Here is a 16374-nt window from a genome sequence, read left to right as displayed (position 1 = left end):
GTCTCTAATCGCGTAGACGCGGATCAAGTGCATCCTGCAAACCGTCGCCAAATACGTTGAAGGCAAACATCGTCAGCGAGATCATCAATGCTGGGAAAAACAGTCGCCACCAATCGCCCGTCAAAATAACGCCCAAGCCATCGTTTGTCATCGTCCCCCAACTGGCAACGGGAGCTTGTACACCGAGACCAAGAAAGCTGAGAAAGGATTCCGCAAAAATAGCCGATGGAATCGTAAAGGTCAAATTGACGATAATGACGCCAAATGTGTTGGGAATCAGATGCTTGAGCAAAATTCGTGAAAACTTCGCTCCCAGTACTTGTGCGGCCAGAATGAACTCTTGATTTTTCAATTGCAGGATTTGTCCGCGCACCAACCGCGCCATGCCGACCCAACCCGTAGCAGACAGAGCAATAATAATCGTCAGCATTCCCGGCTCCATCACGACCATTAGCAAAATGACGACCAGCAAATACGGCAGCCCATACAAAATCTCGATAATGCGCATGATGATCGTATCGATGCGATCCCCTCGTTTGCCTCGTCCTGCCATATAGCCTGCAATTCCCCCGACTGTCACTCCGATGACCAGGTCGATGAGTGCCGCGACAATGCCAATCGTCAAAGAAATCCTCGCCCCATACCACGTACGGGCAAACATGTCACGTCCCAGCTCATCCGTACCGAACCAATGCTCTGAGGAGATTTCCTGATTTTTGGTCAGCAAGCTCTGGTCGGAATAACTATACGGCACGAGATTCGGTCCAATGATCGCCATGCCAACTAAAGCGAGAATAATGAAAAGACCAAGCATAGCCAGCTTGTTTTTCAGCAGCTTCCGAACGACCTGCTGCCCATTGCTGAGACTGGGTCTTGCAATGACATTCACCTGTATATTTTTCGCCAACGGGCGAAACAACGGGTCCACTTTGTGCTCCATCGCCACAGTTTATCTCTCCTTGTTGGTCAGCTTGATCCGCGGGTCAATCAGGGTGTATGCGATATCAATCAGGAAAATGGTAAAAATCAGAATCGCACTGTAAAAAATCGTCGTACCCAAAATGACCGGATAGTCACGGTTGAAAATGCCGTCTACGAAGTACTTGCCAATGCCCGGGATTGCAAAGATTTTCTCCACGACAAAGGTCCCCGTTATCAAACTGGCAATCAAAGGTCCGAGAAAGGTGACAACAGGCAGAATCGCATTGCGAATACCGTGCCTGACGACGATGATAAACATGGGAATCCCTTTCGCTTCCGCAGTACGAATGTAGTTCTGGTTCATGACTTCAATCATGCTGGCGCGCATGTAGCGGGTAATAATCGCAACCGGTCCAAAGGCCAGCGCCAGTGACGGAAGAATCGTATGCATCCAGGTTCCCCACGTCGCTACCGGAAAGATCGTCAGCTTGATCGCAAAGAAATTGATGAGAAGCGGTGCCATAATAAAGCTCGGGATTGCGATCCCCAATACCGCGAGTGCCATGGCCACATAATCCAGCCATTTGTTGCGATTGAGCGCTGCGATGATGCCCAATGTTATTCCGAAGAGGAGTGCAATCCCGATTGCTTGTGCACCCAACCACGCGGATGCACCAAAGCCATCGGAAATCATGTCGTTGACTCCACGAGAGTCTGATTTGATCGATGGGCCCAAATCGAGCATTAACAGATTTTTCAGATATAAAATATATTGAACAGGCAACGGCTCGTCCAGGTTGTATTTGGCACGTAAATTATTGAGGATTTGCTCTGGCAGCTGATCCGACTCGGAGGCAAACGGATTCCCCGGAATGGCATGCATCAAGGCAAACGTCAGCGTCACGATAATCCATAGGGTGACGAACATCATCAAAATACGTTTTACCAGATAGTTTGACATGGAAGTCCTCCTCGTTTACTTAGCCAGCTCGTAAATGGCATGCGCGTAAATCGCCATGGCACGCAGCAGGTCGTCGATCTCGGCATATTCATCAGTCAGATGGGCCATGGATTCCTTGTCTGGAAAGAGCGGGCCGAAAGCAACACCATACGGCATGATTTTGGCATAGGTAGCTCCTCCTGAGGAAAGAAGGGTCGCTGGCTCTCCCGTGTGCTCCTCATACACCCGCGACAAGGTTTGGATCACAGGGTGATCTTTGGGTACAAAATGCGACTTGGATGTCCGCAAAGCGGAAATCGTCCAGCCCAACTCTGCAATCCTTTTCTTCAATTTCTCAACGTATTCCTCACAGGAAACTGTTGCCGGATAGCGTATATTGAGCCGAACTGTTCCCCCTTCACTGGAATCGTAATGCAAAATCCCTGCGTTGACCGTCAGCTTGCCTGACACTTCATCCTCACAAGCCATATGTAGATGGTGAGCAAAATAATCTTCATGCAGGACATCAGCCAACATCGAAAGGAAGGACAAGCAGGAGCCACCAAACGGGTACGAGCGTAAAAAAGTAGCCAACAAGGTTCCCGCATTCACGCCTTGGAATGGTGCCATCCCATGAGCCGGCTTTCCTGCGAGCGCGAATTGCAATTGTCCCAGCCCTACCAGTTCCATACGACCAGTTGTGTGGTTTTCATTCAGAAACATTTCCCACTCTTCCGCCAATCGAGAAAGGACGACCTCCTGCCGTGCCTGAGAGTCCAGCCGCACAAGAGCGACCGCTTTTTCAGGAACACTGTTGCCCTGGTCACCGGAGACAAATGACGCTAGTTGCCACACACCATTTCGTTCGACTGCTTCCATCGCTGGAATCGTCAATGTCGGGTTGATCTGTCCCTTCTCGGCATGTGTCATCGGAAAGGAGGAATCAGGTGAAAAGCCAATCGGCGGGATGCGGTCATGCTCGGCAAAATGCTTCATGCACAGCCATCCACTCTCTTCATCCGTTCCGATGATCATTCGCACGCGTTTTGTCAGTGGCAAGCCGGAATCCTTGACCAGCTTCAGTGCATAGTACGCAGCCATCGCTGGGCCTTTGTCGTCAATCGCTCCACGTGCATAAATGCGTCCGTCGCGAATGCTTGGTTCAAAAGGCGGGGTCGTCCACCCGTCTCCTACAGTGACGACGTCGATATGAACGAGCACGCCGACCTCCTCTTCCCCGTCTCCGAACTCGATTGTCCCTGCGTAACCATCCAGGTTTTTGGTCTGGAAGCCATCCTGCTCACCGTGTGCGAGCATGGCTTCAAGCGCCTCGGCAACACCTTCACCAAATGGCTTTCCTTCTTTTGCCGTCGTCATATCTTCGATGCTGTTAATGGAAAGAAAGGTTTTCAAATCATCCAGGTACTGCTCTCTTTGCAAAAGCGCTTGCTGCCTCCAGTAATCGTTCATATGCGTTCCCCTGCTTTCATCCGATGTAGATAGGCAAGAAACGACTCACCTTTCGAGGAAATCTGACTTCCTTGTCTTCCTTTTCCCACTTGAATCAGCTCATCCTGCTGCAAAAGCTTCAGGCGATAGCGCAGCTGCTGCAAAGTAACCGAGTGGCCTCTTTCTTGCAACTGCCCAAGTAGCGTATAGCGTCCACCGCTTCCTTGCCCCAGCTCCTGCAAAATAGCCGTGATTTCATCCAAAAATCCTCGTTTTATATATGCAGTGACGATACTTTCACATTCGTTGTGTAGACCGTCTACAGGCAACGGCGCTGCCGGTATTTCCCGCAGAAACGGCAAATGATACGGATACGCTTCATCTTCTACGACGTGTGCTAAATACTCGATCACATTTTCGAGCTCGCGAATATTTCCAGGCCAGTCGTACTCATGCAGTGCCCGCATGGCTTCATTGGTCAACATAAATGGCGGGCGGCGCAAATCATAGGAATATTTTTTAATAAATTGATGAGTCAACCACGGGATGTCCTCCCGTCTGTTCCGCAGCGGCGGCAGATGAATCGGCAGGATATTCAGGCGATAATACAAATCAGCACGGAAGGCTCCTTCCCCAATCATCCGCTGCAAGTCTTGATTCGTTGCTGCGATGACGCGAATATCTGTCGGGATGATCTTGCTGCCGCCTACGCGCATAATCTGACGTTCTTGCAATACACGCAGCAGTCGGTTTTGAATAGCGGTGCTGGCATCTCCGATCTCATCGAGAAAAATGGTCCCTTTGTGGGCCAATTCAAACCAGCCGATATGTCCGCCTTTACGCGCTCCGGTAAAAGCCCCTTCTTCATAACCGAACAGCTCGCTTTCCAAAAGAGATTCCGATATGGCAGCGAAGTTGACCCCAACAAATGGCTCTCTTCGGCGTGGCGAAGCGTTGTGAATAGCCTGGGCGAGCAATTCCTTCCCTGTCCCTGTCTCTCCCAACAACAGCACGGTGGAGTTGCTTCTGGCGATTTTGCGGGCAATCTGAATGACTTTTTGTACAGGGGCACTCTCCCCATAAAAATCATCAAATTGGTATTTGGCGACTAATCCTTTGCTGTAAAGGCGCATGCGGTAATCATGCTCCAGCTTTTCAATTTCTGCCGCCTGACGAAACAAGAGCAGACTCCCGAGAAAGCTTCCTTCCATGACGATGTGCATTTTGCGGAAAAAGTAGGTTTTGTTCGCCCAATCTACCAAAACATCCTTGTTCTCTTCACACTGCCGGATCAACTGATAAAAATTCGCAGGCAAGCAATTGGACGCCCGCTCTCCGACGACTTCATTCCCTTCCATCTGCAACGTATCGATTGCTTTCTGATTGACAAAACGGATGTTTTCTTTTTCATCCATGGCAATCACCGCATCCTCGATCCGATTGACGATGGCCTCCAAATATTTGCTCAACAGATGCGCATGCTGAATCTCGTTGTTCAGTTCTTTGGTGATATCAACCAACGATTGCATGGCGCGTGCAGTCACCTTTTGAAAATTGCCGTTTTTAAAATGGGCGTAGATGGCAAGCCACGTAGATAAATCAATGATCCGATACCCAATATCGACAACCTTGCGAATATGAAAGGGGACATGCTCTGCCTCTCCTGGCGTTACCGCAATCTCGATGTCAGGTGGATAGTCAGCCCCTGGATAATAGGGATACAGTTCAAAATCCATCCCAGAGGCACGCAGCAATTCCACATTTTCTTCAGCAGTCTCCTTGGTGTCACTGACGAGGAGCACTTTCACGCCTTTCGGGATTTCCAGCATGCCGCGCAAATTATGATACGGCAGCATTCGCTTGGCAATGATGATGCTGGATTCTTTCGGCACATACGGTTGTACAAGGGGGACGATGCTTTTCGTGGATACAATGACGAGAGCACCAGGTGTGATAGGGCGTAACGGTAGCTGGTCGACTCGCATCGCCTCGACATGGATGTCATCGCCGATTCCCAATTCATGATATTGACTAACGACAGACTGTAGAAACTCATCCATTCTCGCAATAAATATGATCGATTTTTTGTCCATATCAGCCGCTCCAAGATGTAAAGTGAAGACAAGAACGTTTAAGAATATTCGCTCTTATCTTCACTTTATTGTACTATTTATTGCCGACTTCTACCCATTTGTAGTCAATCGTGCCGACTGGATGGCGAACGATGCCTTTAATGTTTGGCTGTTCCATAAATACTTTTGTCCCGAAATAAATAGGTACGAGTGGCATATCATCCATGAAAATTTTCTCCGCATCATGCATGAGCTTGAAGCGCTCGGGTTCGTCGGCTGTGTTGCGAATCTTCTCGACCAGTGCGTCATACTCTTTGTTGCTGTAATTGATACGGTTTCCAGGATGGTCAGTCACGAACAGCTCAAGGTAATTGACCGGGTCTCCATAGTCGGCAGGGATTGTTGAGCGGGAGAATTGAAGAGTGCGGGCACGTTGTTCTGCAAGGAATACTTTCCACTCTTTATTTTCCAGCTTCACATCTACCCCGAGATTTTTCTTGTACATTTCCTGCAAAACTTGTGCGATGGCCTTGTGCGCATCACTAGTGTTGTACGTCATGGTAACAGGTGGGAGAGTTGTCCAGCCTTCTTCTTCCATCCCTTTTTGCAGCAGTGCTTTTGCTTGCTCTACATCGTTATCCTTGAAGAAATCCCCGCCCTTTGTCCGGAAGTCCGCTCCGTCTGGCTCCGGGAAGCCCAATGGCACGTGAGCCATGGCAGGTATCTGTTTCCCTTGAACGACATTATCGATTAAGGTTTTGCGATCGATGGCCAGCGCAAATGCTTTCCGAATGTTGGCGTTCGTGAATGGAGGCATTGTGGTGTTCATCCGGTAGTAGTAGATGGACGCCTCCGTCTCTACCTTCGCTTCTCCAGAATCAATCAACTGTTTCTTCATATCATTGGGAACGGTTTGGATCATGTCGAGCTGACCTGTTTTGTACATTTGGAATTGCGTATTTTCATCGTTGACCATGACAAATTCGATTCCCGCATATTTGATCGAATCACGGTCCCAGTAGCCGTCGTTTTTCACCAGCTTCACGGATTGGTCATGAACCCAATCTTCCATTTTGAACGGCCCATTGGTTACGATGCTTGCAGCGCCTTCCGCCCATTTCGGATTGCTCTCCACGACTTTTTTATTCACCGGGAAGAAGGTCGGCTGTGTCAGGATGTGGAGGAAATAACCTGTTGGCGCCTTCAGCTTAACCTCAAACGTCTTCTCGTCTACGGCTTTTACCTTCACGCCGTCTGCATTTCCTGTTCCTTTGTTGAACGCTTCTGCTCCATCGATGTAATAAGCGAGGAAAGCAGACGGGAATGCATTGTTCGGATCGACAATGCGCTTAAACGCAAACTCGAAGTCCTGGGCTGTCACTGGTTCGCCATTCGACCATTTGCTATCGCGCAGGGTAAAGGTATACGTTTTCCCATCCTCACTCACTGCCCATTTCTCGGCCATGGCTGCTTGCGGCTTGTGATCCTTGTCCAGGCGGACCAAGCCTTCCATTGTGGCATTCAACACTTCGTTGGAAGTACTGTCAAAGCCCTTTGGCGGATCGAGCGAAGGTGGTTCTGTCTTCAGGTTGAGCTTGAGTTTTGCAGCGACATTTGCTTGTCCACCTGTATCTGTGGACGCTTGACCTGCTGTACCTCCCCCTGCTGGCTGTGTCGGCGCTGCCGACTGACTACAACCTGTAATGGCTAGGACAGTGACAAGTGCAGCGGTGCTAAGCAGCTTCCATCCTTTTCGCATGTTCATTGCATGTGACCCCCTTTTTCTTTTTACACAACATGTAGCCTTTGTTGCTTTATGAATAAACGGCACTGCTGGGAATGCCATTTATACACGTAAAGAAAAATCTGTCTTGGCGAGACGAAAGGAAGTCTCGATCCGTCCAACAACGTTGCCACTCATGTTTGTAATCGGCGGGTCGGTATATTCGGAGAGCTCTTCCAATGGACCGTCCATACCGATTCCCAGTTGACGAAGCACTTCATTGACGACCGGATTGATCGCCCGTGGTCCTCCATCCTCGATTTTGATGGCAATGCCCAATCCTGTTTCTCTATCGCCCAGGCAATACACCGACTCGGCGCCTGCCTTCCCTACGATACGCCCGCTAAAGACTGACATGAGGTCTGTGCAATATCGATTTTCGCCTCCGACCATTTCGGGATGAGCGGTCATGGCATCCGTAATACGCTGAACGGCTTTTCGTCGCTCTGGATTCTCAATCACCTCAGGTCTCGCCAGCTTGGCAAATGCCCATGCGTAATGGGCGAGCGGCAATTGATGGACAGGAACACCACATCCATCTGTCCCGAGCTTGATTTTGTCTTTGGGGTAGCCTGTTATGTCCTCGACTACTTCGAGAATTCGCTGTTGAACCGGATGCTCTGGCAAATGATAGGTAGTTACGTCCTCCCCCATATGTGTCGCCGTGGCGATCATGCCGGAGTGCTTTCCGGAGCAATTCGAGAATACGGGTGTAAGCGGCTTGCCCTCTCGAATCAGCTGTTTGTAGCTTTCCTCATGACGTGGCACATGCGTCCCGCATTGCAATGCCGCTTCTGGCTGACCTGCTCGAGCAAGCATTGAGAGCGCCCGCGTGCGATGGCGTGGCTCTCCACTGTGAGAAGCACAACAGAGCGAGAGATCAGCCGGCTCAAAACCAAACCGATCTGCCGTCCCCGTCTCGATTACCGGAATCGTTTGCAACGGCTTCATGCTGGAGCGTGCATAGGTAAGGCGATGGGGGTCACCGTACGAATAGAGCAATGTCCCCTGCGAATCAACGACAGCGATATGTCCAAGATGTGAGCTCTCTACCTGTTCTCCCCGGTATACGTTGGCAACGACGTTCATAGCAAGTCTCCTTTGAGTGCGAATAGTAGAATGATTGTACTTTTCTCCAGTAAGCAATTAGTGTGCCAACGAAAGGATGTGACAGTCAATATTGAATTTTCTGCTATTTTATAAATAAGTAGCGGGACAATAATAACAATCCACGCGATAAATAAGTTACCCCATAAACATTAACAGGTTGTCCTTTTAAGAAATTAGGCTACCTTCATGGTCAAATAAAAGAAAAACACCCCTTTTGATCCCGCAATCGGAAATAGGGTGTCCTGAATAGCCTTCCTCTTATTGTTTGGCAACTCGCTGCATATCCGCGTCGACCATCATGTGAATGAGCTCTTCCAGCTTCGTTCTTGGTGTCCATCCAAGCTCTCTTCTCGCTTTTTCCGGATTCCCCAACAAAATGTCCACTTCTGCTGGCCGATACAATTCCGGATCGATCACGACGTAATCTTGGTAGTTCAACCCAACATAATCGAATGCGATTTTGCACATCTCTTCTACTGTCGACGTTTTTCCTGTCGCAATGACATAGTCATCCGGCTTATCCTGCTGGAGCATCAGCCACATCGCTTCTACGAAATCGCCTGCAAAGCCCCAATCCCGCTTCGCCTGAATATTCCCCAGCCGCAGTTCCTTTTGCTTGTTCGCAGCAATTCTTGCGACAGCATGTGTCACTTTCCTCGTAACGAATTCGAGCCCACGCAAAGGTGATTCATGATTGAATAAAATGCCGTTGGTGCTAAACATTTGAAAGCTTTCCCGATAGTTTTTGGTCATCCAGTAGCCGAACAGCTTGGAGACTGCATATGGGCTTCTTGGGTAAAAAGGCGTTTGCTCCGATTGCTGTGGCTCCTGAATTAATCCGTACAGCTCGCTTGATGAAGCCTGATACATTTTGATGGCGGGGTCCGTTTCCCGAATCGCCTCCAGAACATGCAGGACACCCATTCCTGTTACTTGCGCGGTCAAAATAGGCTGTTCCCACGACGAACCGACAAAGCTCTGCGCACCTAAATGATACACTTCCTCTGGTTTACACGTCTTCAGCGCACGCGTCAATGACGACACATCCAATAGGTCACCTTCCTTGTACTCTACGTGATCTGCGATGTTCAAATACTCCAGCCGCCACCTGTCCACTGTGCTCCGGCGTGGAACCAGTCCCACCACATGGTACCCCTTCTCCAGCAGAAATTTTGCCAGGTAGGCTCCGTCCTGACCTGTAATTCCTGTAAGGAAAGCTGTTTTCATTCTCTTCTACTCCCCTTCTTCAGGCTGTGCCGTAATCTTCATTCCGGTAAGTTCCATGAGCATCTCTTAAGCTTATGCCGGACCGTGTTCATACGTTCAGTTGTCAGGATAGGGGCAAGAATAGAAGTTCGAAATAAACTAATGAAGGCAAACCATTGTCATTGATCAAGGAGGAGATACGCAGGTGACACCCGCCATGCCTCTCATTACTGTCGTAATCCCAACCTATAATCGGGAAAAGTATCTTCCCACAGCCATCGAAAGTGTGTTGAACCAAACGCACAAGGAATGGAAGCTCCTCATTGTAGATGACGCCTCTACTGATCACACACAAGCTATTGTAAAAAAGTATCTCGAAGATCCCCGCATTCACTACATGCTACTCCCTGAGAATTCAGGGATCGGCAAAACTATGGCTGCTGCTCTGGAACGAATTGACACGCCCTACTTTGTCTCCCTTGATTCGGATGACTGGTTCGACGAAAGGACCTTAGAAATTTTGTTGCATGAAATGGAACGCCAGCCCGAAACCACGAATGTCGTGTTCTCCAACACCGTTTTTTGGAAGGAAGTGGATGGAACGCGAGAACTGTCCGAAATCATGCGGCCTCCGATCTATGAAGATAAGTATTACTACTTGGAAGCTCCGATGGTTTGGCCTCGTTTTTATCGGACACAGGCGGTTCGTGATGTCGGTGGATTTGAATGTGACGATCCGATGCAGGGAAGGTATTCTCATGACAAGTACATGTTATTAAAATTGATCGGAACAGGTGATATTCACTGGGTCGATGCGAACCTCTATCATTATTTGATTCACGAGAGCAACAATTCCCACACAAAAAACTGGCCGCAATGGACAAAAGCAAGAAAGTACATCCTTACGAAAATCTTGAAACTGTGGGGCGACGAGTACGAGCCTGTTTTTGTGTACACACCCGAGGGATGGATCTATGTGAACGAGCTCATTCCGAAAGAAAAGCCTTCCTGACTACTCAGCGACAATCTGCTTAAACAAGGTCAATGCCCGCGCCACTGCTTGATCCATGTTGTAGTATTGATAATCCGCGAGTCTGCCCGCAAAAAGCACCCGATCACGCATTTGCTCCGCTTCTTGTTTATAGAGGCTGTACCGTTGGCTGTTTTCCTTGCGAGGAATTGGATAATACGGCTCGTTTTCGCCAGGTGAATACGGCTGTGGATATACGTAGGAAATCGTTGTGTGAGGAGCGACTTGACCCGTTAGATGCTTTTGTTCGAGGATTCTGGTGAAATCATACTCATTGGGATAATTGACCGTCCCCACTTCTTGGTACCATGCCTTTTGATGCGTTTCAAAATGAAAGCGCAGGCTTCGATAAGGCAACTGTCCATGCTTATAGCCAAAAAAAGAATCGATCGGGCCTGTGTAAATCATTCGTTTATACCTGATTTCATCCGCGATTTCTTGATAGTCCGTATTGAGTAGCACCTTTATATTCGGATGGTCGAGCATACGATGAAACATTGCCGTAAAGCCATGCAACGGAATTCCTTGATACGTGTCCTGAAAATACCGATTGTCCCTGCTGACATACACAGGAACCCTTGCCGAAACAGATTGATCGAGTTCCTCCGGCTTCAAATCCCATTGCTTGATCGTATACCGGTAAAATACTTTTTGATAAATGAATTCAGCCAAAAAAACAAGCTCTTCATGAGCACTCTCCCGAAGCTTCAGAATGGGAATCTTCGCCCCGAATCCATATTGACGGATCAGTAAGCTCTCCAGTTTCTGCGCATATTGCGGGGAAAACAAAGCGGACAGTGCATTAAGATTGAAAGGCAACGGTATTTTTATGCCATCGACATAGGCACGCACCTCATGGAAGTACGGCCGCCACTGGGTAAAACGCGACAAATAGTCCCAGACCAGCTTGGAATTCGTATGAAAGGTGTGCGAACCGTATTTGTGAATCAGTACACCCTGCTCGTCATAGCAATCATAGGCATTTCCTCCGATATGATTGCGCCCCTCTACCACCAACACTTTCTGATCTAGCTCATTGGCAATCCGCTCTGCGAGTGTAGCACCCGTAAATCCAGCTCCGACAATCAGCCAATCCACCTTCATGGTACTATTCACACCCTCCCGTCTTAATCACATCCACTCACTCACTTACCATTCCGTTAATACTCTAGTAAATGATGTCGTACTCTACACGCGGGAGTGAATTGTACATGAATGCAAACTGGCACGCTCACTACACACGCTGGAACGAGTGTGAATCCCTCGATCCAGAGCTTCGTCAGCAGTTAACCGCCATGCACGCTGATGAAAAGCAGCTTGCGGATTGTTTTTCTGCCCCGATCGCCTTTGGAACCGGAGGTATGCGAGGGGTCATGGAGCCGGGAATAAACCGCATCAACTTATACACGATTCGCAAAGCAACCGCAGGGCTAGCTCTTTATTTGCTCGAAACATACCCGGATCAGGCGGTCAAAAAAGTCGTCATTGCCTATGATTCACGGAAACATTCACAGTTGTTCGCCAAGGAAGCCGCCAAAGTTCTCGGTCAGTACGGGATTACTACATGTATATTCAATCAGCTGACTCCTACCCCTCTGCTTTCCTTTGCTGTACGCCACTTTTGTGCGTGTGCTGGCATTGTCATTACAGCAAGCCATAACCCGCCCGAATATAACGGCTACAAAATTTATGGCGCGGATGGAGGGCAAATTACACTCGCGACAGCCGAACGATTGATGGACCATATCGTTGCCGCCGGAAATGAACTCGAAATAACCCCAGCCGATGAGCAAGAGCTGAACAAAAATGGACTTCTCCACTACATTGACGATTCTCTCTTGCAGGCGTATTTGGAAAAAGTACAGCACTTGCGCGTCCATCCGGACTTATCTCCAGCCATTCGTCAGCAAGTGAAGATCGTCTTTACTCCCCTGCACGGCACAACGCATGACTCCATCACACGTGGACTGAATTTGTTCGGGTATACACAAGTGAGTGTCGTTGAAGAGCAAGCTGTCCCCGATCCTAACTTTTCGACTGTAGCCTCGCCTAATCCCGAAGAGCCTGAAGCCTTTCGATTACCGATTTCATACGCCAAACAGGTGGATGCTGACATGATCATGGGGACGGACCCTGATGGAGATCGCCTCGGCGTACTCGTCAAAAATCAGGCAGGGGACTACATCGTCCTGACGGGGAATCAGTTGGGAGCCTTGCTTCTTCATTACCTGCTGGATGCCAAACAAAAAAAGGGGGAGCTCCCCACAAACGGCATTGTATTGAAAACAATCGTCACGTCCGAAATGGGCAGAGCGATCGCGGCAGACTTCGGTGTATCGACAGAAGACACTTTGACAGGCTTCAAATATATTGGCGAAAAAATCGAAGCCTATAAAAAAAGTGGAGCATACATCTTCCAATTTGGTTACGAAGAAAGCTACGGATACTTAATCGGCGATTTTGTCCGGGATAAGGATGCCGTACAAACTGCTTTGCTGCTTGCTGACATGTGCGCATATTACAAATCACTTGACAAAACCCTGCATGACGCCATGAATAACTTGTTTAGCCGATACGGTCATTATGCAGAAGAGTTGGTTTCCTTTACGTGCAAAGGAGGGGATGGTATGCAAAAAATATCCTCTACGATGTCTTTCCTTCGCAAAAATCCTCTCACACAGATCGCCTCTCTAACCACTACGGCTATCGAAGATTATTTGAGCGGAATACGGACTGATTGCCAGACCAGCACACACACCCCTCTTTCCTTGCCTGCTTCTGATACAATCAAATACTTATTTCACGACCACTCGTGGTTTTGTGTCAGACCATCGGGTACTGAGCCCAAAATCAAAATCTATTTCGGAGTGATCGGAACGAGTGAGCAGGATAGCAAGGAAAGGATTTTTACCTTGAAACAAGCTGTCTTACAGGTGCTCGGATTGTAGCATAGACTAGATTTCCAAGTACGGACCGTATTGAAGTGGATGCCCCCCATCGACTGCTCCATAACGAGGAGGATGATAAGCTTGTTCTGGTGTTCGTTCGGGAAAACCTGATTGGAGAAGCAAGTCGCGTCTTACAAAAAAAGCGTTGACGCCCTTTGAATCTGTCCCCACCAAGGCATACCCCAAGCGGGTCCCCAAAATGGCCAAGGAACTCAAGCTGGCACCAAAGTAGGTCGTGCCACCCCATTTAAAATCAGGCTGATACACGATCACCATTTTTTGTGGAGGGGGAAAAGACGCATTGTACTCAATGACGACGAGTCGCGGGGTGTAAGCAGAAAGAGCTTGCCATACCCAGTAATCATTGCCGTCAATATCGATGGAGAGCAGATCAAATTCCTTTGGGACACCATTTTCTTCGAGTAACCGAGCAATATTTTCTTTCGTGGTCAACTCATTCTTGATTTTTACCTGGGGATAGGCAGCATAATCGGCAGCCATTTTATGGCAACAGTTCAGATCGCCTTCCATAGCCAATCCGCTCCATCCATGTTGCGTGACGAGATTTTTTATCATGCATTCCGAGCCATCCCCGACACCGAATTCTACACAATAGCGATTACTCGTGGTTCCGATTCTCGAAAATATTTCTTCAATGATACCGTCTTCCCCATTTTGGGAATACACTCGCCTTTCATATCGGTTTAACGCATCCATTCTTTCCATGCCTCCATTCACAATGACCGTTTTTATGTATCTTATTTTTCATTTTGTGGATATGATTGGTCATTCAATGAACAGGCAGCAAAAAACAGGCTATTCGCATGCCTCTTATATAAAATGTTCCACGTAAGAGGCGCCTGCCGTTTCAAGGCCCTCCTCGGGACATATATTAGGATAAAGTTTACCAATAGGAGCCTATCAGGCATTTTGAAAGACAGAGGAGATGTGTACCGTGAGTTTGCCCATCGTGTTTATTCACAGAGATGATGAGGAGCATGTCGGGATTTGCATGCAACAAGCCAAAACCAGCAACCCTTCTTCTCGTGTTATTTTGATTGGAAATCCTGAAAACAAACATCTTTGTAGCAATAACATAGAGCATTACCTATTGAGTAAATACAATCAAAGTGCCCAAATCTTCTCCACTCATTACAAGCACGCCTCCCCCCTGAACGACTACACTTACAATTTGTTCTGCTTTTTGCGCTGGTTCGTCTTGCGTGATTTTATGAAGAGCCAAGGTATTGATCGCTGTTGGTATTTCGACTCTGACGTGATGCTCTACACTGATATTAGCCAACTGGACGTCGCAAGCCTCTCTAATTTTGAGATTGAGTACACGTGGTCAACGACCTGCGATTTGCGTATGCTCGATCAATTATGCGACTACATGACTAAATTTTTCCGCGAGCATCTTCACTACCAGACCCTGCTTGACTATGCGAAAGAAAACGGAGATTTGCCCGTGTCAGATATGATACTGTTTGTTCTTTTTCACAATTACGCCCTTCGTCGCAGTGCTACGTATGGAATGATCGCAGCTGGTTTTTTTGACCATAATCTGAACTGTCCATTTCCTCCCTTCACTCCACAAATCCACAGCCTGGATAATAAAAAGAAAATTTACCAAAAGGCTGGTGTTCTTTATTGTAAATTCACTGAGAAGGAGGATTACATCAAGGTTCATACCCTACATTTTCAAGGACATGCAAAAGCATATATCCCCTCCTTTCGCTCACAGGACATCCCAAACACAGACGATTTCATGTATTTCGACTATCCAACATGCAAATGGGTGTGCGCCGAGCCCTGATCTCATTAAAATTCCCTTTGGAAACGAGCTGTGCGCCGTGCCATTTTTTCACGTTTTTCCATATTCATAATATGTTAAGCTGTTCATCCTTCGCTACGAGCATCATGGACAGGGGGGATTCGACTCATGAAGGCATTGATTACCGGAGTAACGGGATTTGCCGGCGGTCACTTGGCTGAATATCTACTGTCGCGGGGAGATGTGGATGTTTACGGCACATTCCGCTCCCTTGCCAAAAAGGAGCAGCTGGGGCACCTGATGGACCGCGTGCATATGGAAAACTGTGAATTAAAAGACCCCCAATCTGTAAGTGAACTCATCCAGAAGATAAAGCCTGATCTCATTTTTCACCTGGCTGCACAAAGCTTCGTCCCCACCTCGGTGCTCTCGCCTGCAGATACGATGGTGAACAATATAGTGCCACAGTTAAATTTGTTCGAGGCGGTACGCAGCCATGCTGTTCCGTGCAAGATTCAAATCGCTTGCTCCAGTGAGGAATACGGTTTGGTTTATCCGGAGGAAATCCCCATTAAGGAGACCAATCCCCTCCGTCCTCTCAATCCATACGCGGTAAGTAAAATTGCTCAGGATTATCTCGGGTATCAATATCATCACAGTTACGGTTTGGCGATCATCCGTACCCGTACATTTCACCATACGGGTCCGAGAAGAGGCGAAAGCTATGTGACCTCTAATTTTGCCAAACAAATTGCCCAAATTGAGCTGGGTCTGCAAGAGCCAAAAGTACACGTTGGGAATCTCGGAGCGATTCGAGACTTCACGGATGTTCGGGATATTGTAAAAGCGTACTGGTTGGCCATTACGCGAGGCGAACCAGGTGATGTATACAATATATCCGCAGGTACCCGCTATACCATCGAGGACATGTTAAAGACGCTGCTGGCCTTGACTGATGTGCAGGTAGAAATACACGTAGACACCAATCGGTTGCGCCCCTCTGATGTAGACATCGTATTGGGTGACTCTTCGCTGTTTCGAGAAAAGACGGGATGGGAGCCCGAGATTTCTTTCCAGCAAACGATGGAAGATTTATTGAATTACTGGCGCTCTGTGCTGCGTCGAGCGAATGATTAGAAAA

Annotated in this window: 13 protein-coding genes; 4 read left to right on the top strand and 9 right to left on the bottom strand. The window is 48.2% G+C overall.

What is annotated here, in order from left to right; genetic code table 11:
* Positions 1–4: 4 nt before the first annotated feature.
* The 7 genes from C7R94_RS12670 to gmd form a co-directional block, all read right to left on the bottom strand.
* Positions 5–940, bottom strand: a complete 936-nt coding sequence (locus C7R94_RS12670) for an ABC transporter permease (RefSeq protein WP_206767995.1) — start codon at positions 938–940, stop codon at positions 5–7.
* A 9-nt stretch (positions 941–949) separates the two neighbouring features.
* Positions 950–1882 carry an ABC transporter permease gene (locus C7R94_RS12665; RefSeq protein WP_106781618.1) on the bottom strand — a complete coding sequence of 311 codons (933 nt, stop codon included), beginning with the start codon at positions 1880–1882 and terminating at the stop codon, positions 950–952.
* Positions 1883–1897: 15 nt separating this feature from the next.
* A complete protein-coding gene (pepV, locus tag C7R94_RS12660) occupies positions 1898–3331 on the bottom strand; it encodes a dipeptidase PepV (protein WP_106781616.1) in 1434 nt (477 codons plus the stop codon).
* Complete coding sequence (locus tag C7R94_RS12655; RefSeq protein ID WP_106781613.1) at positions 3328–5403, bottom strand: sigma-54 interaction domain-containing protein; 2076 nt, start codon at positions 5401–5403, stop codon at positions 3328–3330. Before C7R94_RS12655 ends, pepV begins: the two co-directional genes overlap by 4 nt.
* 73 nt (positions 5404–5476) lie before the next feature.
* Entirely contained in the window at positions 5477–7147 is a 1671-nt protein-coding gene (locus tag C7R94_RS12650) for a peptide ABC transporter substrate-binding protein (RefSeq protein WP_106781611.1), read from the bottom strand.
* Positions 7148–7228: 81 nt separating this feature from the next.
* A complete protein-coding gene (locus C7R94_RS12645; protein WP_106781609.1) occupies positions 7229–8254 on the bottom strand; it encodes an asparaginase in 1026 nt (341 codons plus the stop codon).
* Between the two features lie 279 nt (positions 8255–8533).
* Positions 8534–9502 carry a GDP-mannose 4,6-dehydratase gene (gmd, locus tag C7R94_RS12640; protein WP_106781606.1) on the bottom strand — a complete coding sequence of 323 codons (969 nt, stop codon included), beginning with the start codon at positions 9500–9502 and terminating at the stop codon, positions 8534–8536.
* Positions 9503–9686: 184 nt separating this feature from the next.
* Between gmd and C7R94_RS12635 the strand changes: the two genes are divergently transcribed.
* On the top strand, positions 9687–10493 hold the full coding sequence (locus C7R94_RS12635; protein WP_233220540.1) for a glycosyltransferase family 2 protein: 807 nt from the start codon (positions 9687–9689) through the stop codon (positions 10491–10493).
* Here C7R94_RS12635 and glf read toward each other — a convergent pair whose 3' ends face one another.
* Positions 10494–11615 (bottom strand): UDP-galactopyranose mutase, encoded by a 1122-nt coding sequence (gene glf, locus C7R94_RS12630; RefSeq protein WP_106781603.1) that lies wholly within the window; start codon positions 11613–11615, stop codon positions 10494–10496.
* 107 nt (positions 11616–11722) lie between these two features.
* On the opposite strand from glf, the gene C7R94_RS12625 reads away from it, so the two are divergent.
* Positions 11723–13459 carry a phospho-sugar mutase gene (locus C7R94_RS12625; RefSeq protein ID WP_106781601.1) on the top strand — a complete coding sequence of 579 codons (1737 nt, stop codon included), beginning with the start codon at positions 11723–11725 and terminating at the stop codon, positions 13457–13459.
* A gap of 6 nt (positions 13460–13465) precedes the next feature.
* On the opposite strand, the gene C7R94_RS12620 is transcribed toward C7R94_RS12625, so the two are convergent.
* Positions 13466–14176 (bottom strand): hypothetical protein, encoded by a 711-nt coding sequence (locus tag C7R94_RS12620; protein WP_106781599.1) that lies wholly within the window; start codon positions 14174–14176, stop codon positions 13466–13468.
* A 295-nt stretch (positions 14177–14471) separates the two neighbouring features.
* Between C7R94_RS12620 and C7R94_RS12615 the strand changes: the two genes are divergently transcribed.
* Positions 14472–15275, top strand: coding sequence for a hypothetical protein (locus C7R94_RS12615; protein WP_233220539.1), 804 nt, complete (start codon positions 14472–14474; stop codon positions 15273–15275).
* A gap of 126 nt (positions 15276–15401) precedes the next feature.
* Entirely contained in the window at positions 15402–16370 is a 969-nt protein-coding gene (locus C7R94_RS12610; protein ID WP_106781594.1) for a GDP-mannose 4,6-dehydratase, read from the top strand.
* The last annotated feature ends 4 nt before the right edge of the window (positions 16371–16374 follow it).

Source organism: Brevibacillus sp. NRRL NRS-603, from assembly GCF_003013445.1.
In the GTDB taxonomy this organism is placed as follows: Bacteria; Bacillota; Bacilli; order Brevibacillales; family Brevibacillaceae; genus Brevibacillus; species Brevibacillus formosus.
Note: the sequence above shows the minus strand (reverse complement) of the source record. Positions and strands in the feature narration are given on the sequence as shown.